Here is a 25,508-nt window from a genome sequence, read left to right as displayed (position 1 = left end):
ACTCTGGGGGTATTAATTACCCCCAAGAGGTACTAGCAGCACGTCCACCAGGCTTGAGGCGACAATCGATTTTGCTGAACAGGCAGCGCGCGAAAAAAAGCTCTGGTTATGATTCCCGCATATTACCAAATCAATATTCTCTTTACGGCAGATGCTAAGAATATGGTCGTTTAATTCCCCCGTAGCAATGATGGTCCGATAAACAGGGTATTCCGCCCTGTCGGCCAGCTCCCGCAGAAACTGCTGCGTCTCTTCCTGCAAAACGTCGCGAATATCTTCCAGCATCGGGGCGGCCAGCTGATTGTACATCTCGGGTTCTGCCGCCAGGGTGATCAGGCTAATGCGGGCGTTGTGCGGTCTGGCAATGGATACCGCGCGCGCCACGAGCTGATGGCTTTCCGGTGAAACAGCAACAGAAACAAGAAGATGGGAGTAACTCATCACGTGCTCCTTGGTTATCTGAAAACAGGTCTTTAGCGAGCTTTACCGCGATTCTACGCCTTCTGCAAGAGGGGAATACGACATTAGTGTGAACCTTATCATAATTATTCATTAATTATTCTTATAGGAAGAATAACGGCAAAAACTTCCTAAATGAAAAAAATTAACAACTTAACGTAAATCACACATTTTCACTTCTGTACTCTTTGATCGTTTTAACCAGTTATAAACACATCTTGAATGATCACGCTCTGAAATGATTTTTATCCGCTTTTGTCATAACTTCATGTTTTTAATAGGTAATGAAATTGTAACCTGAAGATTCACTTGATGTAAGAAAGTGCTATCAGCAGGTTGAAGATGAAAACCGGCGGATCCCCGGCGTCAGTTCATGCTTCTGCATGAGTATTCGTCCATTAAGAATATAAAATAGTCCCGAATGGTCAGAATTTAACCAAATTACAAGTCACACTGATGGATTTATGGGGATTATTCGCCTAAATTATGTGACGTGGATCACATTTTTTTTAAATTTGAGGGGGGTTGCATTGTATGTGTCAAAACTGACGAGTAGAGTTTGCGTCGAATTAGGAAAAATCTTAGTTATTTGTAAGAAATGATAAAACGTGTAAGAAACGCACCTGCGTTTCACAGTTGCGCGTTTTGCTGAATACAAACCTAAATTCAACTATGCATTTGGCCTTTTCTTTTTTATACCGGGTGATTTCCCGGCGACATCACGGGGTGCGGTCTTTCCGCATAAAAATAATAGTTGGTTATTCGGGATGGGAAAAATGCATACTTCCGAGTTGCTAAAACATATTTATGACATCAATTTGTCATATTTACTTCTCGCGCAACGTTTGATTAGTCAGGACAAACCGTCCGCGATGTTTCGTCTGGGTATAAGCGAAGAGATGGCAACCATGCTGGGTGGGTTAACCCTTCCTCAAATGGTTAAACTGGCCGAAACGAACCAGCTGGTTTGTCAGTTCCGCTTTGACGATTCGCAAACCATCACGCGTCTTACGCAGGAATCTCGCGTTGACGATCTCCAGCAGATCCACACCGGCATCCTGCTCTCCACCCGCTTGCTCAGCGAAATCAGCCAGCCTGATGACGTCGCCCGTAAGAAAAGGGCATAAACATGAGTGAAAAAAGCATTGTTCAGGAAGCGCGTGACATACAGCTGGCAATGGAACTGATTACGCTGGGTGCTCGTTTACAAATGTTGGAAAGCGAGACTCAGCTTAGCCGCGGTCGTCTCATCAAGCTGTATAAAGAGTTGCGCGGCAGCCCGCCTCCAAAAGGGATGCTGCCATTTTCAACCGACTGGTTCATGACCTGGGAACAGAATATTCACGCGTCGATGTTCTGTAACGCCTGGCAGTACCTGCTGAAAACAGGCTTGTGCAGCGGCGTCGATGCCGTGATTAAAGCCTATAAACTTTACCTTGAACAATGCCCACAGCAGGAAGATGGCCCCCTGCTGGCGCTGACCCGCGCATGGACGCTGGTGCGTTTTGTTGAGAGCGGAATGCTTCAACTGTCACGCTGCAACAGCTGTGACGGCAATTTTATTACGCATGCTCATCAGCCTGCTGGCAGCTTCGCCTGTAGTTTATGCCAGCCTCCATCCCGCGCCGTAAAAAGACGTAAACTTTCCCGGGATGCTGCCGATATTATTCCACAACTGCTGGATGAACAGATCGAACACGCTGTTTAACCCGAACCTGTGGGCAAGATTCCAGCAGCGGTAAGCGATTACCGCTGCTTTTTTTTACCCCGCGTTCAGGTTACGCGCTCGAAATGAACGTCCTGCCATAGTCACTAGCGGAAGGATGATGTCGTGCTTATCTTATTAGGTTACCTGGTAGTTCTCGGTACAGTTTTCGGCGGTTACATGATGACCGGCGGGCACCTTGGAGCACTCTATCAACCGGCTGAACTTATTATCATCGGCGGCGCAGGGGTAGGGGCTTTTATCGTTGGCAACAACGGCAAATCGATCAAGGGCACGCTGAAAGCGATTCCGCTGCTGTTTCGTCGTTCGAAATACACCAAAAGCATGTATATGGATCTGCTGGCGCTGCTCTATCGCCTGATGGCGAAGTCGCGCCAGCAGGGGATGTTCTCCCTTGAACGCGATATTGAAAACCCGAAAGAGAGCGAAATTTTTGCCAGCTACCCGCGCATTCTGGCTGACGCAATGATGCTCGATTTCATCGTGGATTACCTGCGCCTCATCATCAGCGGCAACATGAACACCTTCGAAATCGAAGCGCTGATGGACGAAGAGATCGAAACCCACGAAAGCGAATCTGAAGTGCCGGCTAACAGCCTCGCGCTGGTGGGCGACTCGCTGCCTGCTTTTGGTATCGTTGCGGCGGTAATGGGGGTAGTTCACGCCCTGGCCTCGGCGGACCGTCCGGCGGCGGAGCTGGGCGCGCTGATTGCGCACGCGATGGTCGGTACCTTCCTCGGCATTTTGCTGGCGTACGGATTTATCTCTCCGCTGGCAAGCGTTCTGCGCCAGAAGAGCGCCGAAACCACCAAGATGATGCAGTGCGTGAAGATCACGCTGCTCTCGAACCTTAACGGTTATGCTCCGCCGATCGCCGTGGAGTTCGGTCGTAAAACGCTCTATTCCAGCGAGCGTCCGTCGTTTATCGAGCTTGAAGAACACGTGCGTGCGGTGAAAAACCCAAACCAACAGACGACAACTGAGGACGCATGAAAAACCAGTCCCATCCGATCGTCATTGTAAAAAAGCGCAAGCACAAGGGGCACGGGCACGGTTCGCACGGCTCCTGGAAAATTGCCTACGCCGATTTTATGACCGCAATGATGGCGTTCTTTCTGGTGATGTGGCTTATCTCTATCTCCAGCCCGAAAGAGCTTATTCAGATTGCCGAATATTTCCGGACTCCGCTGGCGACAGCGGTGTCGGGTGGACCCCGCATTTCTAACAGCGACAGCCCGATCCCCGGCGGCGGCGATGATTACACCCAGCAGAAGGGTGAGGTGAAGAAAGAGCCAAACATCGACGAGCTCAAAAAGCGGATGGAGCAGGCGCGTCTGAAAAAGCTGCGCGGCGATCTGGATCAGCTGATAGAAGCCGATCCAAAACTGCGCGCGCTGCGCCCGCACCTGAAGATCGATCTGGTGCAGGAAGGCCTGCGCATCCAGATTATTGATAGCCAGAACCGCCCGATGTTCAAAACCGGGAGTGCGGAAGTGGAGCCCTACATGCGCGACATTTTACGCGCCATCGCCCCGGTGCTGAACGGTATTCCAAACCGCGTCAGCCTGTCAGGACACACGGATGATTTCCCGTATGCCAGCGGCGAGAAGGGATACAGCAACTGGGAGCTTTCTGCCGATCGTGCCAACGCCTCGCGTCGCGAGCTGGTGGCGGGTGGGCTTGATGATGGCAAGGTACTGCGCGTGGTCGGCATGGCAGCAACCATGCGCCTTACCGACCGCGGGCCGGATGACGCCATCAACCGTCGTATCAGTCTTTTAGTGCTGAACCAGCAGGCGGAGCAGGCCATCCTGCATGAAAACGCCGAAAGTCAGAATGAGTCACTGGACGATTTAAAACAGCCTGGGGCCGTTCCTTCGGCTGCCGTTCCAACATCGCCACCAGCCAATCCGAGGTGACAGCGTGAGCATGGATATTAGCGATTTTTACCAGACATTCTTTGATGAAGCCGACGAACTGTTGGCGGATATGGAGCAACACCTGCTGGACCTGGTGCCTGAAGCACCGGATTCGGAGCAGCTTAACGCCATCTTCCGTGCGGCGCACTCGATTAAAGGCGGCGCCGGAACCTTTGGGTTTACCATTTTGCAGGAAACCACGCACCTGATGGAAAACCTGCTTGATGAAGCACGACGCGGTGAGATGCAGCTCAATACCGACATTATTAACCTGTTTTTGGAAACGAAAGATATTATGCAGGAACAGCTCGACGCCTATAAAAGCTCGGCAGAGCCTGATGCCGCCAGCTTCGAATACATCTGTAACGCGCTGCGCCAGCTCGCGCTGGAAGCCAAAGGTGAAGTCGCCGTCGCTGCAGCGCCTGCGGCAAAGCTGAGCGTTGTCGATGCGGTTGCCGCCCAGGACGCTGCGCCTGCGCAGCCTGCCAAACTGCGCGTGGTACTGTCTCGTCTGAAAGAGGGTGAAGTTAACCTGCTGGAAGAGGAGCTGGGCAATCTGGCGACATTAAGCAACGTGGTAAAAGGCCAAGACAGCCTGGCCGCGACGCTCGATGACGGTATCAGCCAGGACGATATCGTGGCGGTGCTGTGTTTTGTGATCGAAGCTGACCAAATCGCTTTTGAAACCGAAACGGCGTCCGCTGAGGTTCCTGCTGAAGCGGAAGAGGTGGCCGTTGCGGTTGCTCCCGCCGCCCCAGCGCTGAAAGCCGTACCAAAAGAGTCGGCAGCGCCAGCCCGTGGTGAAAAACCTGCCGCACGCTCCAGCGAATCCACCAGCATCCGCGTGGCGGTTGAGAAGGTGGATCAGCTGATTAACCTTGTCGGTGAGCTTGTCATCACCCAGTCAATGCTCGCACAGCGTTCTAACGAACTGGACCCGGTAACCCACGGCGATCTCATCACCAGCATGGGTCAGTTACAACGTAACGCCCGCGATCTGCAGGAATCGGTGATGTCCATCCGCATGATGCCGATGGAATATGTCTTCAGCCGCTTCCCGCGCCTGGTGCGCGATCTCGCCGGCAAGCTGAATAAGCAGATCGAGCTGACCCTGATGGGCAGCTCTACCGAACTGGATAAGAGCCTGATTGAACGCATCATCGATCCGTTAACGCACCTGGTGCGTAACAGCCTCGATCACGGCATCGAGCTGCCTGAAAATCGCGTGGCGGCAGGAAAATCCCCGATTGGAAACCTGATTCTGTCGGCGGAACACCAGGGCGGAAACATCTGTATTGAAGTGACCGACGACGGTGCGGGCCTTAACCGCGAGCGTATCCTGGCGAAGGCGATTTCGCAGGGCATGGCGGTCAACGAAAACATGACCGACGAAGAAGTGGGCATGCTGATCTTTGCGCCGGGCTTCTCCACCGCCGAGCAGGTCACGGACGTTTCCGGACGCGGCGTGGGCATGGACGTGGTGAAACGTAACATCCAGGAGATGGGCGGCCACGTTGAGATCCAGTCTAAACAGGGTTCAGGCACGACCATTCGCATCCTGCTGCCGCTGACGCTGGCGATCCTGGACGGCATGTCCGTGAAGGTAGCTGATGAGGTCTTCATTCTGCCGCTGAACGCGGTAATGGAATCGCTGCAGCCGCGCGAGGAAGATCTGCATCCGCTGGCGGGCGGCGAGCGCGTGCTGGAAGTGCGTGGCGAGTATCTGCCGCTGGTAGAGCTGTGGAAAGTCTTTGAAGTCGACGGTGCGAAAACCGAAGCGACGCAGGGCATCGTGGTGATCCTGCAGAGCGCCGGTCGCCGCTATGCGCTGCTGGTCGACCAGCTCATTGGTCAGCACCAGGTGGTGGTGAAGAACCTCGAAAGCAACTACCGCAAAGTGCCGGGTATTTCTGCCGCCACCATTCTGGGTGACGGTAGCGTTGCGCTGATTGTCGATGTCTCAGCGCTTCAGGGATTAAATCGTGAACAACGTGTGGCGTACACAGCCGCCTGATTAAGTAGAAGGTAAAAACATGACCGGTATGAGTAATGTAACGAAACTGGCGGGCGAGCCATCAGGACAGGAATTCCTGGTATTCACTTTGGGCGATGAGGAGTACGGCATCGATATCCTGAAAGTGCAGGAAATTCGTGGCTACGATCAGGTGACCCGCATCGCGAACACGCCCGCGTTTATCAAAGGCGTGACCAACCTGCGCGGCGTGATTGTGCCTATCGTTGACCTGCGCGTGAAGTTCAGCCAGGGCGACGTGGAGTACAACGATAACACCGTGGTGATCGTGCTGAATCTGGGTCAGCGCGTGGTGGGTATTGTGGTTGACGGCGTATCCGACGTGCTGTCGCTGACATCCGACCAAATCCGTCCTGCGCCAGAGTTTGCGGTCACGCTGTCGACCGAATACCTGACCGGCCTGGGCGCGCTGGGCGAGCGTATGCTGATTCTGGTGAACATCGAGAAGCTGCTGAACAGCGACGAGATGGCGCTGCTGGATATCGCTGCGAATCATGTAGCGTAGGTAAATGCAAAACGGCAACCAGGTTGCCGTTTTTTGTGTTTGCTCCCTCTCCCCGTGGGAGAGGGCTGGGGTGAGGGCATCAGGCCTCACCCTTTTTTCACCTTACGCCTCCTGCTCCACCAGCGCTGCTTCCGCTTCACGCGCCCCTTCATTCTGCGAGAGCATCGCCGTCGCAATACCGTTCCCCAGCACGTTAATCGCGGAACGGCCCATATCCAGGAAGTGATCGATCCCCATCAGCAGCAGAATACCGGCCACCGGAATGTTAAAGCTCGGAATGGTTGCCGCCAGCACCACCAGCGACGAGCGCGGTACGCCCGCAATCCCTTTTGACGCCAGCATCAGCGTGAGCATCAGCACCGTCACTTCGGAGAAGCTGAGGTGAATGTTGTATGCCTGCGCGATAAACATGGAGGCGAAAGAGCAGTACACCATCGAACCGACCAGGTTAAATGAATAACCAATCGGCAGGACGAAAGAGGCAATACTGCGTGAGCAGCCGAAGCGCTCCAGCTGCTCCAGCGTTTTAGGGTAGGCCGCTTCAGAGCTGCTGGTCGTAAAGGCGACCAGCACCGGATCTTTCAGCATGCTGACCAGGCGAAACACCTCTTTCTTCAGCACCATATACCCCACCGCCAGCAGCACCATACAGGTGAGGACAATCGCGACATAGTAGCCGCCAATGAAGGATGCATAGTTCAGCAGGATGCCAAGGCCCTGCGTTGCGATAACCGATGAAATGGCGGCGAAAATCGCCAATGGCGCCACGTACATCACGTATCCGGTGACTTTCAGCATGATATGGGACACGACGTCCAGCGCGGCCACCAGCGGGGCGTTGAACTTCTGCCCCAGCGACGCGCCGCCGATGCCGAAGAACATCGAGAACACCACGATCTGCAGAATTTCGTTGTTCGACATCGCCCCGGCAATACTGGTTGGAATAGTGTGGGACAGGAAGGCCTTCAGCGTCATTCCGCCGACGGCCAGGCCGGTATCCACCGCCTCCGTGGGGATCGTCAGGTTAAGGCCGCTGCCCGGCTGCTCCAGGGTGACAATGAACAGCCCCACCAGAATAGAGAGCACGGATGAGCTAATAAACCAGACCATCGCCTTGCCGCCTACGCGACCGATGGTGGACGTTTCGCCCATTTTCATAATGCCGACCGTGAGCGTGCTAAAGACCAATGGCGCTATCACCATTTTGATCAGCCGCAGGAAAATGTCGGTAAGCAGCGTAATGTTATCTGACCAGGCTTTGATGGCGTCCGGTGAGGCATACTCGTGAATCGCCGCCCCTGAAAGAATACCCGCCAGCATGAATATCACGATGAAGAGTGTGAGTTTGTTTGCACTTGCCACGAAAAAAGACCCTCTCTGCGCTTAAGGTTTCACCCGCGCGATACATATCAATTTTTTATTATGTCGCGGGAAATATTCGGCACATAAATTGACGGAAAGCGTGGGGGGATACAACTCCTTTTTAATTTTTATTAATTTTTTTGGATGTGTCGTGACGATATATTGTGATGCCGATCACAGTATTATGGATATATCCTCACCCTGGCGCGCGTTTATTCCACCGAAAACAGATTAACTCCCTGTTTATTAAGCGATATTGCTGTCAATGAGGCAAACGTCGTGTGTCTTTTGGTAAGGGTGGTTGAAGCGGTATCCATAAACTAAATTCGAAGTAACCCCCTCTGAGGATTGTTTAGCGGGGCTAACATATTGAGCGTTATCAATAAAATATGGCAAGCGAAAGGAAACATCTTCTGGAGGGTGGTCAATGAAAAGAAAACGCCTTTTGATTTGTGCTGGTACCCTGGTGATAGCGACTGCATCTTATCAGGCGCTGGCGGTAACCAGCAGCGGCACCATCGGTGCGACGCTGACGTTAACGAACGGCTGCCTGATCAACGGATCGCCAACGCAAAACGGGATTAACTTCGGGACGCTGGATTTCGGCACGCATCCTGCAACCTTTTCCACGCTGACAACTCAGCTGACCGGCGCGAGCGGAGGGAATACGTTCACCATTCAGTGTACCACTGCCAGCTATACGGTCGCGATCACCGGCAATACTAACTCCACCGCACCGGGCACGGTTGTCGGGACGCCCGGCACGCCAGCGCGCTACCTGATTAACACCGCCAACGCGGCTCAGGGCGTGGCGTACAGCCTCTACAGCGACAGCGGGTTCAACAACATCATTGCCAACAACGCGGCGCTGCCGGTCGCTTCGACGGCGGGAGGGGTGAATAGCTACACCCTTTTCGGACGCATTACCGGGGGCGGTAACAGCGTCACGGTCGTACCGGGAACCTACACCGACACCATTAACGTCAGCGTAACTTACTAGCTCCAGCCATGAGGGCATTTTTATGTCTGCGCGAAAGCGCAGAGGGATTCGTGCAGCCTTTTTTTGCGCTGATGGTCGGGCTGATGCTAGTCCCTGAGGCCGGGGCGGTTACGTCACAGTCATTTAAGGTCAGTGCGACCATCGTGCCGGGCTGCTCGGTAACGACCGGAACCGGCGGGCTGTTTGGCACGCTGGATTTTGGCACCCATACCGGAGTCGAAAGCGCGCCCGTCAGCACCAGCTTTGTCCCCAACGGGGCGTTGTCCATCGCCTGCACGCCGGGCGTAGCGCTGAGTATGAGCATCAACGGAGGCCAAAATTACGCGTCGGTTCGACGGATGATCCGTTCCGGCGGAGCAGACGCGGTGGGGTATCGGCTCTACAGCAGCAGCTCGCTGGCCGCAAACAGCGAAATCGGGGTTAATCAGGCGATACCCATCACCTATACCAACAGTAACAACATTGCGCTGCCGCTTTTTGGCGTGGCGCTGCTGACGGGGTTCAGCCCGGCAGGTGCGTATTCAGATCAACTCACCGTGACCTTGTCATGGTGAAAAAGGGAGAGCATCGATGAAGCCATTATTCAGGCGCATTTGCCTGGCGAGTATGTTGGGGATCGCAGCCGGTCAGGCGCACGCGGCGGCGACCATTCTGTTATGGCCCATCGATCCGTGGCTCTCGGCAGAGACCAAAGCCACGGAGTTGTGGATTCAGAATCAAGGGAACAGCGCGACGACCATGCAGGTGCGTATCGTGCGCTGGAGGCAGGATGGGGGATACGAGCGCTACTCGGCGCAGCAGGACGTCGTCGCCAGCCCGCCGATCGTAACCATTGGCAAAGGCAGCAAGCAGCTGATCCGCCTGATTAAACAGGGCACGGTGCCGATGGGCGTTGAGCAAGCCTACCGCATCATCGTGGATGAAATTCCCCAGCCCGATGCCAAAGCCGATCCGGCTATCGGCCTCAAGCTGCAGATGCGCTACTCCATCCCGCTCTTTGTCTACGGGCAAGGCATTCCGACCATAAAAGAGGGCGCACATCACGCGCTCGTTGATACTAAAAACCTGAGCTGGCGCGTTGCGCAGGAGGGCGGCCAGCCCGTGCTGGAGGTTCGCAATCAGGGCGATGTTCACGTCAGGCTCAGCCAGGTGGCGCTCGAACAGGGGGGGCAAAAGCGCACGATTGCGGAGGGGCTGCTGGGGTACGTTCTGCCGCACAGCGCGCGCAGCTGGCCTGTGCCGGCCGGCGTGCGTCAGCCAAACCAGATGAGCGCACAGATTAATGCCAGGGATACGCAATGGCAGTCGACGCCCGTCAACTGAAACCCGCGATGATGATCCTGCTCTGCGTCAGTACCAGCACCTGGGCCGAGCCCGGCGATGACAGCTTGCCGCCGCCGCCGCAGGCTCAGGCCATAAACGGCGAGGCGGTGTTTCAGCTTGCGCTGGTGCTGAACCACTATGACACCGGGCTGGTCGTCCCCGTGACGCAGCGCGATGGCGCGTACTTTATTTCCAGTGCGGATCTGCTGCGCGCCGGGCTTCCGCCCGAGCATGTGCCAACGGGGGACGTCAATTTGTCCACGCTGTCACAGGTGCGCGTGGAATACGACAGCGCCGCACAGCGTCTGATGTTGACCGTGCCCCGCGACTGGGTCTCTTCCCGCGTCACCCCTTTCAGCGGGCAAACGGCCCAAAGCAAACCCCACTACGGCAGAGGGGCGCTGCTTAATTACGATCTCTATACCAACCACACCGAACATATCGGCGGTCAGGCCGCGCTCTGGCACGAGTTTCGCTATTTCAACGAGAACGGTTCGTTCTCGTCCACCGGCTACGCGCGGGAAAATTTCGTCGGAAACAACGGCCAGCAGGAGGGCTACGTGCGCTACGACACGACCCTGCTGGTGACCAACGAAGAGGATGCCACCACCTGGACCGCCGGGGACGTCATTAGCGATGCCCTGAGCTGGACCTCAAGCGTGCGTATGGGCGGGATCAGCTACGGACGCGATTTCTCCTTGCGCCCGGACCTGGTCACCTGGCCGCTGCCGGAGTTCTCGGGCGAAGCCGCCGTGCCGACCTCTGTCGATCTCTTTATCAACGGCTACCGTTCCGGCTCGACCCAGCTGCAGCCGGGGCCGTTTACGTTGACCAACCTGCCGTACATCAACGGCGCCGGGGACGCGGTGCTGGTCACCACCGATGCCCTGGGGCGGCAGGTGAGCACCACGCTGCCGTTTTACGTCACCAGCGATTTGCTGAAGGAGGGGCTGAGCGACGGTGCGGTAACGCTGGGGAGCCTGCGCCGCAATTACGGTATCAAGAATTTCGACTATGGTCCGGCTGCGGGCAGCGGATCGTACCGCTATGGGCTAACGGACTGGCTGACGCTGGAAGGCCACGCCGAGGGCGCGGAGGAGCTGGCCCTCGGCGGTGCGGGAACGGTCGTCAAGCTGGGGCGCTTTGGCGTCGTGAACTCCTCTTATAGCCACAGCCGAATGCGCGGCGACGACGGCGGACAAATCAACTGGGGATACCAGTACAGCACCAGTGAATTCAGCGTGGCGACACAGCATACCCGGCGCTCGCGGGATTTTGGCAACCTGGCCCTGTATGACCAGCCGACGGTTTACGATGAAAACGACAGGCCCATTGCCAGCTTCAGCCGCAATACGGACCAGTATTCCCTGACCTTCAACCTCGGGCAGTACGGTAACATCGGCGCGGCCTGGATTGGCGTGGAAAGTTTTGACAGCCAGAAAACCGAGCTGCTTAACCTGTCCTGGAGCCGCAACCTGTGGGGCTCCAGCAGTATTTACCTCGCGGCCAGCCGCGACCAGCAGCGCGGCGACTGGACGATGGCGCTCTCTCTGCAGGTGCCGCTGGGGGAACGCGACAGCGCCGCCGTGACCTTTGAAAATACGCCGGATTCCGGGAGCACCCAGCGCATCAACTATAACCACTCGATGCCGTCCGACGGCGGCCTGAGCTGGAACATGGCGTGGGCCAATCAGTCGCAGCGGAGCAACTACCAGCAGGGCACGCTCGGCTGGCGCAACAGCAACATTGAGCTGCAGGGCGGCGGCTACGGCGAGCGGGACATGATGACCTGGTGGGGCGAGGCGATGGGCTCCCTCGTGCTGATGGACGGCGAACTGTTTGCGGCGAACAAAATCAACGATGCCTTTGTGGTGATCAGCACCGACGGCCATCCGGACGTGCCCGTCAGCTATGAAAACCAGCCGGTCGGCAAAACCAACAACAACGGCTATCTGCTGGTGAGCGGCGTGTCGGCCTATTATCCGGCGAGCTACAGCATTGATACCCTGAATTTGCCTGCCGATACCCGGTTAAAAGAGACCGAGCGCCGGGTGGCGATCCGCCGCCACAGCGGCTATCTGGTTGATTTCCCGATGGAGCAGGAGCGGGTAGCCAGCGTGATCCTCCACGACGCGCAGGGGCACGCCATCCCGGTGGGAAGCCAGGTGAGACGCGCCTCGCGCAGCGCTGCGGTAGTGGGGTATGACGGCATCGCGTGGCTGGAAAATCTCAGCGACGTAAATGAGCTGGAGGTGACGACGCCTGCCGGGAAGCGCTGCAGGGTTACGCTGACCGTTGGCGCAAACCCGGAGCATAAGCTGCAAACCTTTGGCCCGCTGATTTGCCGGGAGGGCACGTGAAGCGCCTGCTGCTGGCCGTGCTGCTGCTGTTTTCTGGCGGCAGCTGGGCGGCCTGTACCGTCAGCACGGCGAATGCCTCCTTTGGCAGCGTGACGTCTTTTGCCCTCAGCGGCGCGGGGGAGGTCGAAACCACCGGCACGCTGATTGTCGCCTGTGACGCGATTTTGAACCTGCTCACCAGCGATTCGGTCACGCTTAACTTTATTTCGGCGACGGTTTCCGCCAACAGTCGGGCGACCATGAAGCGTACCGACAATGCGACCATTACCGACGCGATCCCCACCCGCCTGTGCGGGCAGTCCGGCTGCGCGGGCAGTAGTGAAGTGCAGACCACCAAAACCTATACCTGGGGCGGCAGCACGCTGTTAAACCTGATTGGCGGCAAACAGTATAATATTCCGCTCTATTTCCGCACCGTTCCAGGCCAGAACGTAACGGCGGGGCCGTATCAGGTCACGCTCAACTTCAGTATTACCTACAGCGTCTGTTCTGTGGGGGTACTCAACCTGTGCCTCTCGGGGCAACAAACCGGCACCTCCAACACCAGCATTACGGTGAACATGAACGTCACCAACGACTGCAGCACCATGACCACGCCGGACGTGAACTTTAACAGCGCGCCGCTGGTGCAAAATTTCCCCACCGTTTCGCAAGCTATCGCCGTCACCTGCACCAAAGGCAGCGCCTACACCATAGGAATAAACAATGGTGCGAATGCGCTAAACAACGTTCGCCGTATGGTCAGCGGCAGTAACTTTATGAGTTACGAAATCTATAAAGAAGCAAGCGGCAATCGCTGGGGCGGCAGCGGTACGGAGCGCTGGGCCAGCTCGGCCTCCTCGCAGCTGAGCGCCGACGGTTTATTGCGTACCTATAACTACACCGCCAAAGTCCTCACCAGCCAGGCCACGCCGCCTGCCGGAACCTATACCGACACGCTGATCGTCGACGTCGCGTTTTAACCCCGCGCTTTTCCCTTTCGCAAATGTAAAGTTCCTGTGGCCTGTGCCGATAACACCGTTAATAAATCTATGAGAAGGTGTTGTATGTTGAACCGTATCCGCGTTGTCACAATGCTCATGATGGTGCTGGTCATTTTCGCACTTCTTCAGCTTATTTCCGGTGGCCTCTTTTTCTCGTCGTTAAAACAGAACCAGGACAGCTTCGCGGCTTCGAACGACCTTCGCGTGCAGCAGAGTGAACTGACCACAACATGGGATCTGATGCTGCAAACGCGCATCAACCTGAGCCGTTCATCCGCCCGCATGATGATGGACCCGAACAATCAGCAGAGCAGCGCGAAAACGGACCTGTTGAAGAACGCCCGCGCCACCCTGGCTGACGCGGCAAAACATTACGACGCCTTCAAAAAGATAGCCCCCCAGCCCGCGATGGAGCAGGCGAGCGCCAGCATCGATGAAAAATACAACGCCTACTTTGCCGGCCTGACGGAGCTTATTCAGTTCCTTGAAGGCGGCAATATGGATGCCTATTTCGCACAGCCAACGCAGGGGATGCAAAATGCCCTCGGCGCGGCGCTGGGCGAATACGCCAGGGCCAGCAGCGATTTGTACCACTCGGCCTTTACGGAAAGCCAGAATGACTACCGCTTTGCCAAATGGCAGATGGCGATCCTCGCGCTGGCGCTGGTTATCGTGCTGGTGGCCGTCTGGTACGGCATTCGCCATATCCTTCTTAACCCGCTTGGGCGCGTCATTGCGCACATCCGCGATATTGCCTCTGGGGATCTGACCAAAACCCTGACCGTGTCGGGGCGTAATGAGATCACCGAACTGGCAAACAGCGTTGACCATATGCAGCGTTCGCTGATGGATACCGTCGCCAACGTGCGAAACGGCTCGGATGCCATCTATACCGGCACCAGCGAAATCGCGATGGGTAACAACGATCTCTCTTCCCGTACCGAGCAGCAGGCTTCGGCGCTGGAAGAAACCGCAGCCAGCATGGAAGAGCTGACCGCCACCGTGAAGCAAAACGCCGACAACGCCCGCCAGGCGTCGCAGCTGGCGGAAAGCGCCTCTGAAACGGCGCAGCGCGGCGGGCGCGTGGTGGACGGCGTGGTCAAAACCATGCACGACATTGCCGACAGCTCGAAGAAGATCGCCGACATCATCAGCGTCATCGACGGTATCGCCTTCCAGACCAACATCCTGGCGCTGAACGCTGCGGTAGAAGCGGCGCGTGCCGGCGAGCAGGGGCGTGGATTCGCCGTGGTGGCCGGGGAAGTGCGCAATCTCGCCAGCCGCAGCGCCAACGCGGCGAAAGAGATCAAAGCGCTCATTGAAGACTCCGTTTCACGCGTGGATACCGGCTCGGTGCTGGTGGAAAGTGCGGGTGAAACCATGAATGACATCGTGAATGCCGTGACGCGCGTGACGGACATCATGGGTGAAATCGCTTCTGCATCGGATGAGCAGAGTCGTGGTATCGACCAGGTTGCCCTGGCGGTATCGGAAATGGATCGTGTGACGCAGCAAAACGCCGCGCTGGTGCAGGAGTCCGCCGCGGCGGCCGCCGCGCTGGAGGACCAGGCGAGCCGTCTGAAGATGGCCGTCTCGGCGTTTCGTCTTACTTCCAAACCTACAAATACGGTCAGCTCGCGTGCCTCGTACGCTGAGACAACCGCCGCGCCAGGGGCATCACGCACGCGCGCAGCGGTGACCGGACAGGATGAAAACTGGGAAACATTTTGACTGACATTTAAACCGCGGCTGCTTGCCGCTTATTGGGAGCGTGGATGTTAAATCGTATTCGTATCTCGACCACACTGTTTTTGATTCTGATCCTTTGTGGTGTGTTGCAGGTTGGCAGTAACGGGTTGTCTTTTTGGGCGTTTCGCGATGGCTATCAGAATTTGCAGGAAGTTGAGGCGAGTAATCAACAGCGCTCCGCACTGGCACAAACCCGTGCCGTGCTGTTGCAGGCAAGCACCGCGCTGAACAAAGCAGGAACGCTAACCGCGCTGAGCTATCCGCCGGATGATATCAAAGCGTTAATGGCGGTGGCGCGCAGCAGCCTGAAGCAGGCCGACGCGCAGTTCAAAGCCTTTATCTCGCAGGACGCGGTGAGTGAGAAAGGGAAGGCGCTGAAGACGGCCATGAAGAAGAATTTTGACGTGTGGTACAGCGATCTGGATCACCAGGCCACCTGGCTTGAGAACAACCAGCTTTCTGACTTCCTGACCGCGCCGGTACAAGATTCTCAGGCGGCGTTCGATGGCAGCTTTAACGCCTGGCAGCAGGATATCAACCAGTTCGTTGAACGCGCCGGGGCGGACAGTCGCACCAGCTACCACATGTCCGGGCTGATTTTTGCCACGGTGGTGATCCTGGCCGCGCTGCTTACCGGCGGCGCGTTGTTCTGGGCACGCAGGATGATTGTGCAACCGCTGGCGATTATCAGCAGCCACTTCGACAGCATTGCAAAAGGCAACCTGGCGCGCCCGGTGGCGGTATACGGCAAGAACGAAATTTCGGCTATTTTTGCCAGCCTGAAGGCGATGCAGGGATCGCTGCGGGAAACGGTGAGCGACGTGCGGCAGGGCAGCTACGCCATGCACACCGGGATCTCGGAGATTGCGGCAGGCAATAACGATCTGTCGTCCCGCACCGAGCAGCAGGCGGCGTCGCTGGCGCAGACGGCGGCCAGCATGGAACAGCTAACGGCCACGGTAAGCCAGAACGCCGACAACGCGCGTCAGGCGTCGGACCTGTCAAAGCAGGCCGCGTTGACGGCGAAGAAAGGCGGCGATCAGGCGTCGCACGTTGCCAGCACCATGCAGGACATTGCCGCCAGCTCGCAGAAAATTGGCGACATCATCAGCGTGATTGACGGCATTGCGTTCCAGACCAACATCCTGGCGCTCAACGCCGCCGTTGAAGCGGCGCGGGCAGGTGAACAGGGGCGCGGATTTGCCGTCGTCGCGGGTGAAGTGCGCAACCTGGCAAGCCGCAGCGCCAACGCGGCGAAGGAGATTAAAGGGCTGATCGAAGAGTCGGTCTCCCGCGTTCAGCAGGGATCGGCCCTGGTCGATACGGCAGCGAAAACCATGACCGAGATTGTCACCTCCGTCACCCGCGTTAACGACATCATGGGTGAAATCGCCTCGGCGTCGGATGAGCAGCGCCGTGGGATTGAGCAGGTCGCCCAGGCGGTTAGCCAGATGGATCAGGTCACCCAACAGAACGCCTCGTTAGTGGAAGAGGCAGCGGCGGCCACCGATCAGCTGGCAAACCAGGCTGATCATCTCACCGGGCTGGTGGCGGTGTTTAACGTGAAAGAGCAGGTTGAAGCAGTAGCAGAAGTCGGGCGGTCGCAGGCCGTGCCAGTTGTATCCTGAATGTGATTAAGAAGGCGCTATGACATCACCCACGCCCACAGGGCAAACGTCATTATTGTTACAGATGACACAGCGCCTCGCGCTGTCCGACGCGCATTTTCGTCGGATATGTCAGTTAATCTACCAGCGTGCGGGGATCGTGCTTGCGGATCATAAGCGAGACATGGTTTACAACCGGCTGGTGCGTCGCTTGCGTACGCTCGGGCTGGACGATTTTGGCCGCTATCTGAGCATGCTCGAAGCGAATCAAAACAGCGCGGAATGGCAGGCTTTTATTAACTCGTTAACCACCAACCTGACGGCCTTTTTCCGCGAAGGCCATCACTTCCCGGTGCTGGCAGACCACGCGCGCCGCCGCGCCGGGGGAGAGTACCGCGTCTGGAGTGCGGCAGCGTCAACCGGAGAAGAACCATACTCGCTGGCGATCACCCTGGCAGACACGCTGGGGATGGCGCCGGGGCGCTGGAAAGTGTACGCCAGCGATATCGACACCGAGGTGCTGGAGAAAGCCCGTAACGGGGTGTATCGCCAGGATGAGCTGAAAACGCTGTCGCCGCAGCAGCTGCAGCGTTACTTCATGCGCGGCACGGGTCCGCATGAAGGGCTGGTGCGCGTACGCCAGGAGCTGGCGAACTGTGTAGAGTTTGCTCCCGTCAACCTGCTGGACAAGCAGTACAACGTGCCGGGGCCGTTCGACGCGATTTTTTGCCGTAACGTGATGATCTATTTTGATAAAACGACGCAGCAGGACATCCTGCGCCGCTTTGTTCCGTTGCTCAAGCCGGACGGTTTACTGTTTGCCGGGCACTCGGAAAACTTTAGCAACCTCGCGCGTGAGTTTAGCCTGCGTGGGCAGACGGTATATGCGCTGAGTAAGGAAAAAGCATGAGTAAAATCAGGGTATTGTCTGTCGATGATTCGGCGCTGATGCGCCAGATCATGACTGAAATTATCAATAGCCACAGCGATATGGAAATGGTGGCGACCGCCCCTGACCCACTTGTAGCGCGGGATTTAATTAAAAAATATAACCCCGACGTACTGACGCTGGATGTCGAAATGCCGCGCATGGACGGGATCGATTTCCTGGAAAAACTGATGCGCCTGCGTCCAATGCCGGTGGTGATGGTCTCCTCCCTAACCGGTAAAGGTTCGGAAATCACCCTGCGCGCGCTGGAGCTGGGGGCGGTGGATTTTGTCACCAAGCCGCAGCTCGGCATTCGTGAAGGAATGCTGGCGTACAGCGAGATGATCGCCGAGAAGATCCGCACCGCGTCGCGGGCGAAGCTGGCGGCGCACAAACCGCTGGCCGCGCCGGCCACCCTGAAGGCCGGCCCGTTGCTCAGCTCGGAAAAACTGCTGGTGATTGGCGCATCAACCGGAGGAACAGAGGCAATTCGCCATGTACTCCAGCCATTGCCGCTCTCAAGCCCGGGTATTCTGATTACCCAGCATATGCCGCCTGGCTTTACCCGCTCGTTCGCCGAGCGCCTGAACAAGCTGTGTCAGATTAGCGTGAAGGAGGCGGAAGACGGCGAGCGCGTGCTCCCGGGTCACGCCTATATCGCGCCGGGCGATAAGCATATGGAGCTGTCGCGCAGCGGCGCGAACTATCAAATCAAAATTCATGACGGGCCGCCGGTTAACCGGCACCGTCCGTCGGTGGATGTGCTGTTTCATTCGGTGGCGAAACATGCGGGGCGCAACGCCGTTGGGGTGATCCTGACGGGGATGGGCAACGACGGTGCCGCCGGAATGCTTGCAATGCACCAGGCTGGCGCCTGGACGATTGCGCAGAATGAAGCAAGTTGTGTGGTGTTCGGCATGCCGCGCGAGGCCATCAATATGGGTGGCGTGAGCGAAGTGGTCGATCTTAGCCAGGTAAGCCAGCAGATGCTGGCGAAAATCAGTGCCGGACAGGCAATACGTATTTAAAGAGGAGTGTAGTTTTATGGCGGACAAAGAGCTCAGATTTTTGGTTGTGGATGACTTTTCCACCATGCGTCGCATTGTGCGCAACCTGCTGAAAGAGCTGGGCTTCAACAACGTTGAAGAAGCAGAAGACGGCGTTGATGCGCTGAACAAACTGCAGGCGGGCAGCTTTGGTTTTGTTATCTCCGACTGGAACATGCCTAACATGGACGGTCTGGAACTGCTGAAAACCATTCGCGCCGATGCGGGTATGTCGTCACTGCCGGTGCTGATGGTGACCGCAGAAGCGAAAAAAGAGAACATCATTGCCGCTGCGCAGGCGGGCGCAAGCGGCTATGTGGTGAAGCCATTCACCGCTGCAACCCTGGAAGAGAAGCTCGGTAAGATCTTCGAGAAACTCGGCATGTGAGGTGATGGATATGTTGCAACCTGCTATGAAACCCGTTGAAGAACATTCACCGAGCGACATTATTGCCCGCATCGGTAGCCTGACGCGTATGCTGCGTGACAGCCTGCGTGAACTGGGGCTGGATCAGGCCATCGCGGAAGCGGCGGAGGCGATTCCTGACGCACGCGATCGTCTGGACTACGTGGTGCAGATGACCGCGCAGGCGGCTGAACGTGCCCTGAACAGCGTTGAGGCTTCACAGCCGCATCAGGACGCGATGGAGAAGGGCGCGAAGGCGCTGAGCAAACGCTGGGACGCGTGGTTTGAGAACCCGATTGAACTGGCGGATGCCCGCGAGCTGGTTACTGACACCCGTCAATACCTGGGCGATGTGCCTGGGCATACCAGCTTCACTAACGCGCAGCTGCTGGACATCATGATGGCGCAGGATTTCCAGGACCTGACCGGTCAGGTGATCAAGCGCATGATGGATGTGATCCAGGAGATTGAACGTCAGCTGCTGATGGTGCTGCTGGAGAACATCCCGGAACCGGCTGCCCGTCCGAAACGCGAGAACGAAAGCCTGCTCAACGGCCCGCAGCTCGACGCAACCAAAGCGGGCGTCGTGGCAAGCCAGGATCAGGTCGACGACCTGCTGGACAGCCTCGGCTTCTGATCGTTCTGATAACCCTCAGGCGGCTGGTTCAGCCTGAGGGTTATTCCGCTAGCGAAGATCCATCTTTATCGTCACGTTGCCCTCAAAACTACCCGGCTCAGGCGTGGCGTCTTTCGTGCTGACCGGCGCGGCCTGAATCTTCACGACGCCGTTTCCCTCTTCGTCCATCCCCACGGGAAATTCGTACGTGCCATCCAGCGCGACGTTCTGGCTGTTTTCATCGTACACGCGCACACCCAGATCGTCTCTTTCCAGCAGCTTCGCAATATACGGCGTACTGCTGTCCGCCACGCCCTGATCTGCCGTGAGCGTAAGCCTGATACGGTCAGTGTTCCCGACGGCGTTATCGTCACAGTGGTAGGCAATATCGACGTTTTTAAGAGCATAACCCTTAGGCGGCTGCCCCTTGCTGACGAACTGCTTGCTGACAATGCTGCCGAACTCAACCTCAATGGTGCTGCCCGCGTTGATGGTGCAGCTGAGCGGCGCCGATAGCGTGCCGCTAAACCAGATATCTGAAACGTGTTCGGCCTGTCCTGCGTCACAGCTTGCGCCTGTGCCAAAGTAGAGGCAGGCGTAGTTTTGAGCGATGATCGTGGGGGGGATCACCTCCTGTCCCAGTATCGGTTTTTTAACGTGCAGCATGACTGCCACGACGTTCCAGCGGAAATTTCGCTTTATCGTGGCCCCGCCCGAGGGTTGAGTCTCTGTGCTGCAGACGCTGGCTTCGCCTTCGGTTCTGGCGAGCGTATTTTCGGTAACGCTATTCATGCTCCCTCTGGACGTCGGGTATTCATTGATGGTTATCGGGGTTAAAAAATTGCCGTCGGGAGAGTTGATGGCATCAGCGTAGCCGGTGATATCCGCATCGATCTTATCGGTAAGAAAGCCGTAGCCGTTTGTGCCGGGGCTAAGTGGACTACCGGCGAGCGTTTTTTCATAAATCGTGCTGGACGAATACAGATTCCCCGGACAGGTACAGTTGGCCACCATCTCCGGGCCATTGCCGACCAGATGATCGGGAACGTCATAATCGTGATTTGCTCTGTTTTCGCTGGACGAAAACTCGTGGTCGAATGAGGTGCTGTAGGTTTGCGGTGCACCAAAACAGTTATGAAGTAACGTCGCCGTTCCCCACACGGGGTGGGTAAACGCCACCGAGAGGACCGTGACCAGAAAAGCCCTGGAGAGCTGTTTATTGAGTCTTGTTGTCATCTGTTTATTCCTGCTGACAAAGCGCGCTAACCGAGCGAATACCGTTAGGGCTTTCATTTTGGCTGGCTGACGTTTGCGTAATGCTGGCGCGGCACTGCTGCTCCGCGCCGTTGCCCCATTTCACGCTGAGCCGTGCGGCCTCGCCGATACCTGCCAGATAAACGGTGCCGGTATCATCTACAATGCCGCTGATGACCGGGGTATCGCTGGTCGCAATAGCCCCAAACGGGACGGGCAAGCCGTTTGGACGCTTCAGGGCGATCAACATGCGGTAACCCGTGTGAGCATCAAACCTGGCCATGACGGCAGCGTTGCGCGAGGGTATGACGGTGATGGCGGTATCGCTGCTGTCGACGTTTTCCGGCAGGCTCGACGTATCAATACGAATGTTATTTTCCTGATACGGGGTGAGCGACGGAATGACGGCGTTACCCTGCCAGTCGGTCTGTATGCCTCGCTGGTTCAGGAAGCGGACGCCGGAAGCGTCGTTGGCGCTCACGATGGCAAACTGGCTGCCTAAAGGTTGCGCCAGCGTGACGCCCTGAGGATGGGCAACAAGCGCGCCGCTAATGCCGTAGTTAAGCTGCTGAGCGCTATCACTGGAGGCGTAATACCCGGCGGTCAGGTTGGCGTATTGCGAACGGTAGCTGCCGTATACGCTGCTGGTGTCCTCCCCGTCGTGGTTGGCGTGGCTCTGCTGTAGCGAGTAGCTCAGGCGCTCGTCATCCAGCAGCGTGCCGCTGATGCCTACGTTTTGTCGCGTATAGCCGTCCCTGGTGTTGCTGATGTTATAGCTGCTCCAGGCGCGAGGCAGCCATCGGGCGAGGGGGATACTGAAGCCAAAGGAGATCATCCTGTCGGACGCTTCGCCGTTGGTTTTGCTGTAGGTATAGGCCAGATGATAGCTCGTACCGGCAACGACGGTATTCATGCCAACCGACAGGCTGCGCTCCTTATTTGAGGTGCCCCAATAGTCCTGCTGATAGCCGTTCAGATAAAGGCTTACCCCTGCCAGGGTCTGGCTGATGCTGGCCTGTATGCGGTTGCGCTTGTTGTAACGAAACAGCAGATCGTCTTCGTGCCCGTCAAGCTTTTGGTTGGCGTCGGCGAAGCTGTAGTATCCGCGGCTGGAATAGCGATAGCTGCCCAGGCTGAAGTTGGTATTGGTGGAATCCAGCTTACCGGTATAAAGCAAGCGCCATGACTGGCCCGTGTGCTGGCTGCCGTCGTCGAGCCGGGTGTCGGCAGCGGTAACGTCGGCCGACAGCGAGCCTAAAGGCCCCAGCGCCAGGCCGACCCCGGTATTGGCTGCGTTATAGTCTTTCGAGAGCGTGAGCCCGCCAAACCAGGTGAGCAGGTTGTTTAAACCATAAATCATGCTTCCCTGGAGAAAGTCAGGCTCCTTTTGGTCGCTTCCGCTGTCAGCCCGATAGCGGCCCGCCGTCAGTTCGTACTTTATTCGTTCCGGACGCAGCATGACCGCGATGCTGGAGTAGGGCTGCGTGAAGTGGTGCTCGGTGCCGTCGGCCTCCTTTACCGTGACGTCCAGATCGCCGCTGTTGGTGGTGGAGTAGAGGTCATTGATCTCGAACGCCCCCGGCGCAACGTTTTGCTGGTAGATGAGATAGCCATTCTGACGCACCGAGACCTCCGCGTTAGAGCTGGCGATGCCGCGTATGACAGGGGCATATCCACGCTGGCTGTAGGGCAGCATCTCCTCATCCGACGCAAGATTGACGCCCCGGTACTGCATGCTATCGAAAACCTCGCCCCGCGTGTTGCTCTCCCCGGCGGTGAACTGCGCTTTGAGGACATCCACGTCATGCTGCAGGAAGGTATTAATGGTTTCCCACTGGTTTTCGCTGTCCGAATTGCTCCACGTCGTGTAGTTACGCACGCGCCAGCCGCCCAGATTGGCACCGGTGCGTAAATTCAGATACTGATTCGTGGTGCTGCTGTCTCCGCTGTCCTTATTTGTTGATCCAGAAAAGGCGTAGTCACTGAACATGACGGGCACCCCGTCGTCCCAGCGTGAAGGATCGATGTAATCGCGACCGGTTTCGCTTATCGCAGCCTGAGGAATGCTCAACGTTAACGTCATGGTTGAGAAATCAAGCTGCGCAGAGGCCAGCGGGATATAGCGCCCGAGATTGTCAGGCAAGGCCTGATTAGCGGGCAGTGCTTGCAGCGCGGGATAACGATCGATTGCAATCCCCCAGGCGCGCAGCATATCCGGCGTAAGCTGAGGCATCAGCGCGCCTTCCGGGGAGCTGACGTACGCGATATTCGCGTCCTTCAGGCGGCGATCGTTTACCCGCACCCGTGAAGAATAGGTGCCGGGCAGCTGAGCATTCGACTTTGAAAAGAGGGAAAGGTCGATATCCTGTTGCGACAGCATATTCCCTTCAAGCGATGAAGGGGAGAACCGATACTCACGGGCCTGCGCCGAGCAGCTTGCCATGAGCAAAACGCCGCCAAGGCAGCGGAGAAGCGGATTTGGTCTGAAGATCCGGCTGTATGACAAATAATTACGTCCTGTAATCATTGCGTTCCTTAATCCTGCGCCAGGGGGGAAGTATGTTTTTCGGAAGCGTTGCCGTAATCGGTAATGCATCGCCAGCTAACGCTCGCACCCTGAGCGCCGTCGGGGAGAGGAATGGCCGCGCTGGATTTAGGGCCAACCATGTCGGCCTTCTCGACCTTGCGCGCGCCCAGCGCAAGTGAATCAAAGACGCTGTAGAACGCCCCGTCGTTGATGACGGTGAGCTGCTGGCCGTGACGAACGAAGCGCAGGCTTTGACAGGTTTCGGATGGCGTACCGCTCAGCCCGGCCGGGCGCCAGAACAGCTTCAGGCGCGTTTTATAGATCAGGCGCAGGACGTTTTTATTCTCTTCATCCGTCGCCGTGGCGGGTACGGTTCGCACGTTCATGTAGAACAGCGACTCTCTATCGTCCGGTAAGTTCGTGCCGTTCCAGGTTATGCGCAGGCTTTGCTCTTTTTGCGGATCGAGGCGAAAGAGGGGCGGCGTGACGATAAAGGGCCCGTGCGTTTTACCATCGCCCGTATCCGTCCATGACTGTATTAACCAGGGACGTTCGCGATCGTTATTCTGTAAGGGCAGGGCAACTTCCTTTTTCGCGGCATCGTAGATTATGCGTGTGCGACCTATCTGAACGCCTTCCGCGTGACAAAGGGTGCTCGCAATAACAGGAACGCATAATAAGAGCTTAAGAGAAATGCGCATGGTGAAACCTTTAATAAAGGAGGTTGAGAAAAAAAGATAATAGTCCGGAAGCGGACTCGGACTATTATCTGAGCATGACTCCTTAAACGTCATGACGCCTGGGAATATATATATCCTGAATGTCAAAAGCCGTTTATTAGCGGTAAAGAATGTTTACCGTCATATCCGCGTCTGCCGGGCCGGCGGTGACCTCGGCAGCAAAAGATTTATAGCGGGCATTAAAGTCCGCCTTAATGGTGTCGGAGGATTTTGTTGCCAGCTCGATATAGACCTGACCTTCCGCACCGTCCATGGTAATAAACTGAGTATCTTTACCCGCTGGACTCACGGCAACGCCGATCCCGGTGGCTGCAGTGTCGCCAGTTGTGGTGATTTTACTGACATCCAGTAACGTATTAGTGTTAGTAAGGGAGGTTGGGCCGTTGAAGGTCAGCTGTACAGCCGGAAGCCCATCGCTTTTTAATGGGCAGTTAGCCAGCGTAATGGTGAACGGCATGAGGGTAGTTTCCTTCCCAACTTCAGTAAATAGGGATTTTGGATAGGTACCCAGTGGTATAGTACTGTCCGTACCATTATCGCCCTGAATTGTGCAGCTGGGTTCTATAATTTCACCCGTAAAGTGAATGGTGCCGGCATTCATTTCTGCGGCGAAACCCGTCATCGACAGGGTTGCGAGGGCGACGCCCGCAATAATATTCTTTTTGAAATCCATCTTAAATTTTCCTTAAAGTAAAAACGCTATTTGGCATGTCCTCTGCTTAATCGTGAAAGGGGAGCCTGCCGCGCAAAAGTATAACGTTTAATTTTTTTCAGGTAAGGGTGTCTCAGAATTAATATTATATAGGCTACTCTATTTTGTATTATTTGTGGGATGATGAGAGGTAGGGGTTCAATTACTATGGTTTATTGAATTCACATATTTATATCATTACAGCAAAGCCAGGCGCTTAAAATCGCCGATTGTGTTAATTTTTGTCTCAGAATATTTTCAGCACACGCGTTCAA

23 protein-coding genes are annotated in these 25,508 nt (G+C 56.5%); 17 read left to right on the top strand and 6 right to left on the bottom strand.

All coding sequences use genetic code 11. The annotated features are described in order from the left end of the window. Positions 1-12: 12 nt before the first annotated feature. The gene (gene uspC, locus VPX56_RS13925; RefSeq protein ID WP_131632229.1) at positions 13-441 is read right to left on the bottom strand and encodes a universal stress protein UspC; all 429 of its coding nucleotides are present in this window, start codon (positions 439-441) and stop codon (positions 13-15) included. 794 nt (positions 442-1,235) lie between these two features. Here uspC and flhD point away from each other — a divergent pair. The 6 genes from flhD (at position 1,236) to cheW (ending at position 6,641) form a co-directional block, all read left to right on the top strand. Next, complete coding sequence (gene flhD, locus VPX56_RS13920) at positions 1,236-1,586, top strand: flagellar transcriptional regulator FlhD (protein WP_207389431.1); 351 nt, start codon at positions 1,236-1,238, stop codon at positions 1,584-1,586. 2 nt (positions 1,587-1,588) lie between these two features. Beyond that, positions 1,589-2,167: a flagellar transcriptional regulator FlhC gene (flhC, locus tag VPX56_RS13915; RefSeq protein WP_131632231.1), complete on the top strand. Its 579-nt coding sequence runs from the start codon at positions 1,589-1,591 to the stop codon at positions 2,165-2,167. A gap of 123 nt (positions 2,168-2,290) precedes the next feature. Further along, entirely contained in the window at positions 2,291-3,178 is an 888-nt protein-coding gene (gene motA / locus VPX56_RS13910; protein ID WP_008500417.1) for a flagellar motor stator protein MotA, read from the top strand. Next, a complete protein-coding gene (gene motB, locus VPX56_RS13905) occupies positions 3,175-4,104 on the top strand; it encodes a flagellar motor protein MotB (protein ID WP_131632232.1) in 930 nt (309 codons plus the stop codon). Before motA ends, motB begins: the two co-directional genes overlap by 4 nt. A gap of 4 nt (positions 4,105-4,108) precedes the next feature. Further along, positions 4,109-6,118, top strand: coding sequence for a chemotaxis protein CheA (gene cheA, locus VPX56_RS13900; protein WP_326467042.1), 2,010 nt, complete (start codon positions 4,109-4,111; stop codon positions 6,116-6,118). Between the two features lie 19 nt (positions 6,119-6,137). Continuing rightward, positions 6,138-6,641: a chemotaxis protein CheW gene (gene cheW, locus VPX56_RS13895; protein ID WP_131632234.1), complete on the top strand. Its 504-nt coding sequence runs from the start codon at positions 6,138-6,140 to the stop codon at positions 6,639-6,641. Positions 6,642-6,743: 102 nt separating this feature from the next. Here the strand turns inward: cheW and VPX56_RS13890 are convergent, their stop codons facing one another. Next, entirely contained in the window at positions 6,744-8,003 is a 1,260-nt protein-coding gene (locus VPX56_RS13890; protein ID WP_326467039.1) for a dicarboxylate/amino acid:cation symporter, read from the bottom strand. 427 nt (positions 8,004-8,430) lie between these two features. Here VPX56_RS13890 and VPX56_RS13885 point away from each other — a divergent pair, with 427 nt between their 5' ends. From VPX56_RS13885 to cheZ, 11 genes are all read left to right on the top strand, one after another. Continuing rightward, the gene (locus VPX56_RS13885) at positions 8,431-9,003 is read left to right on the top strand and encodes a Csu type fimbrial protein (RefSeq protein WP_263610150.1); all 573 of its coding nucleotides are present in this window, start codon (positions 8,431-8,433) and stop codon (positions 9,001-9,003) included. A gap of 71 nt (positions 9,004-9,074) precedes the next feature. Then, on the top strand, positions 9,075-9,557 hold the full coding sequence (locus VPX56_RS13880; RefSeq protein ID WP_427854500.1) for a Csu type fimbrial protein: 483 nt from the start codon (positions 9,075-9,077) through the stop codon (positions 9,555-9,557). 16 nt (positions 9,558-9,573) lie between these two features. Further along, positions 9,574-10,326 (top strand): fimbrial biogenesis chaperone, encoded by a 753-nt coding sequence (locus VPX56_RS13875; protein WP_326467035.1) that lies wholly within the window; start codon positions 9,574-9,576, stop codon positions 10,324-10,326. After that, on the top strand, positions 10,302-12,686 hold the full coding sequence (locus VPX56_RS13870) for a fimbria/pilus outer membrane usher protein (protein ID WP_326467033.1): 2,385 nt from the start codon (positions 10,302-10,304) through the stop codon (positions 12,684-12,686). Before VPX56_RS13875 ends, VPX56_RS13870 begins: the two co-directional genes overlap by 25 nt. Then, positions 12,683-13,648: a Csu type fimbrial protein gene (locus VPX56_RS13865; protein ID WP_131632240.1), complete on the top strand. Its 966-nt coding sequence runs from the start codon at positions 12,683-12,685 to the stop codon at positions 13,646-13,648. Before VPX56_RS13870 ends, VPX56_RS13865 begins: the two co-directional genes overlap by 4 nt. Before the next feature lie 84 nt (positions 13,649-13,732). After that, positions 13,733-15,400 (top strand): methyl-accepting chemotaxis protein II, encoded by a 1,668-nt coding sequence (tar, locus tag VPX56_RS13860; protein ID WP_326467030.1) that lies wholly within the window; start codon positions 13,733-13,735, stop codon positions 15,398-15,400. A gap of 44 nt (positions 15,401-15,444) precedes the next feature. Next, entirely contained in the window at positions 15,445-17,046 is a 1,602-nt protein-coding gene (gene tap, locus VPX56_RS13855) for a methyl-accepting chemotaxis protein IV (protein ID WP_326467028.1), read from the top strand. Between the two features lie 19 nt (positions 17,047-17,065). Next, complete coding sequence (gene cheR, locus VPX56_RS13850; RefSeq protein ID WP_131632243.1) at positions 17,066-17,935, top strand: protein-glutamate O-methyltransferase CheR; 870 nt, start codon at positions 17,066-17,068, stop codon at positions 17,933-17,935. Beyond that, positions 17,932-18,981, top strand: coding sequence for a protein-glutamate methylesterase/protein-glutamine glutaminase (locus VPX56_RS13845; protein WP_131632244.1), 1,050 nt, complete (start codon positions 17,932-17,934; stop codon positions 18,979-18,981). The genes cheR and VPX56_RS13845 overlap by 4 nt, the downstream gene beginning before the upstream one ends. A gap of 16 nt (positions 18,982-18,997) precedes the next feature. Further along, positions 18,998-19,387 carry a chemotaxis response regulator CheY gene (gene cheY / locus VPX56_RS13840; RefSeq protein ID WP_131632245.1) on the top strand — a complete coding sequence of 130 codons (390 nt, stop codon included), beginning with the start codon at positions 18,998-19,000 and terminating at the stop codon, positions 19,385-19,387. A gap of 10 nt (positions 19,388-19,397) precedes the next feature. Next, positions 19,398-20,042: a protein phosphatase CheZ gene (cheZ, locus tag VPX56_RS13835; RefSeq protein WP_131632246.1), complete on the top strand. Its 645-nt coding sequence runs from the start codon at positions 19,398-19,400 to the stop codon at positions 20,040-20,042. A gap of 48 nt (positions 20,043-20,090) precedes the next feature. Here cheZ and VPX56_RS13830 read toward each other — a convergent pair whose 3' ends face one another. The 4 genes from VPX56_RS13830 to VPX56_RS13815 form a co-directional block, all read right to left on the bottom strand. Continuing rightward, entirely contained in the window at positions 20,091-21,257 is a 1,167-nt protein-coding gene (locus VPX56_RS13830; protein WP_326467026.1) for a fimbrial protein, read from the bottom strand. Positions 21,258-21,261: 4 nt separating this feature from the next. Further along, positions 21,262-23,718, bottom strand: a complete 2,457-nt coding sequence (locus VPX56_RS13825; RefSeq protein WP_326467024.1) for a fimbria/pilus outer membrane usher protein — start codon at positions 23,716-23,718, stop codon at positions 21,262-21,264. Between the two features lie 92 nt (positions 23,719-23,810). After that, positions 23,811-24,503, bottom strand: a complete 693-nt coding sequence (locus VPX56_RS13820; protein ID WP_131632249.1) for a fimbrial biogenesis chaperone — start codon at positions 24,501-24,503, stop codon at positions 23,811-23,813. A 136-nt stretch (positions 24,504-24,639) separates the two neighbouring features. Then, entirely contained in the window at positions 24,640-25,215 is a 576-nt protein-coding gene (locus tag VPX56_RS13815; protein ID WP_131632250.1) for a fimbrial protein, read from the bottom strand. Between the last annotated feature and the right edge of the window lie 293 nt (positions 25,216-25,508).

Source organism: Enterobacter wuhouensis, from assembly GCF_035835995.1.
GTDB lineage: Bacteria > Pseudomonadota > Gammaproteobacteria > Enterobacterales > Enterobacteriaceae > Enterobacter > Enterobacter wuhouensis.
The sequence above is the reverse complement of the archived record's forward strand: the minus strand, read 5'-3'. Positions and strand labels throughout refer to the sequence as shown.

Coding starts and splice junctions, on each gene's coding strand:
- motB (WP_131632232.1), top strand. CDS start 3,175: ATGAAAAACCAGTCCCATCCGATCGTCATTGTAAAAAAGCGCAAGCAC.
- cheW (WP_131632234.1), top strand. CDS start 6,138: ATGACCGGTATGAGTAATGTAACGAAACTGGCGGGCGAGCCATCAGGA.
- tap (WP_326467028.1), top strand. CDS start 15,445: ATGTTAAATCGTATTCGTATCTCGACCACACTGTTTTTGATTCTGATC.
- cheY (WP_131632245.1), top strand. CDS start 18,998: ATGGCGGACAAAGAGCTCAGATTTTTGGTTGTGGATGACTTTTCCACC.
- tar (WP_326467030.1), top strand. CDS start 13,733: ATGTTGAACCGTATCCGCGTTGTCACAATGCTCATGATGGTGCTGGTC.
- VPX56_RS13875 (WP_326467035.1), top strand. CDS start 9,574: ATGAAGCCATTATTCAGGCGCATTTGCCTGGCGAGTATGTTGGGGATC.
- cheZ (WP_131632246.1), top strand. CDS start 19,398: ATGTTGCAACCTGCTATGAAACCCGTTGAAGAACATTCACCGAGCGAC.
- uspC (WP_131632229.1), bottom strand. CDS start 441: ATGAGTTACTCCCATCTTCTTGTTTCTGTTGCTGTTTCACCGGAAAGC.
- VPX56_RS13870 (WP_326467033.1), top strand. CDS start 10,302: ATGGCAGTCGACGCCCGTCAACTGAAACCCGCGATGATGATCCTGCTC.
- VPX56_RS13880 (WP_427854500.1), top strand. CDS start 9,075: ATGGTCGGGCTGATGCTAGTCCCTGAGGCCGGGGCGGTTACGTCACAG.
- VPX56_RS13820 (WP_131632249.1), bottom strand. CDS start 24,503: ATGCGCATTTCTCTTAAGCTCTTATTATGCGTTCCTGTTATTGCGAGC.
- VPX56_RS13885 (WP_263610150.1), top strand. CDS start 8,431: ATGAAAAGAAAACGCCTTTTGATTTGTGCTGGTACCCTGGTGATAGCG.
- VPX56_RS13845 (WP_131632244.1), top strand. CDS start 17,932: ATGAGTAAAATCAGGGTATTGTCTGTCGATGATTCGGCGCTGATGCGC.
- flhC (WP_131632231.1), top strand. CDS start 1,589: ATGAGTGAAAAAAGCATTGTTCAGGAAGCGCGTGACATACAGCTGGCA.
- cheR (WP_131632243.1), top strand. CDS start 17,066: ATGACATCACCCACGCCCACAGGGCAAACGTCATTATTGTTACAGATG.
- VPX56_RS13830 (WP_326467026.1), bottom strand. CDS start 21,257: ATGACAACAAGACTCAATAAACAGCTCTCCAGGGCTTTTCTGGTCACG.
- VPX56_RS13815 (WP_131632250.1), bottom strand. CDS start 25,215: ATGGATTTCAAAAAGAATATTATTGCGGGCGTCGCCCTCGCAACCCTG.
- VPX56_RS13825 (WP_326467024.1), bottom strand. CDS start 23,718: ATGGCAAGCTGCTCGGCGCAGGCCCGTGAGTATCGGTTCTCCCCTTCA.
- flhD (WP_207389431.1), top strand. CDS start 1,236: ATGCATACTTCCGAGTTGCTAAAACATATTTATGACATCAATTTGTCA.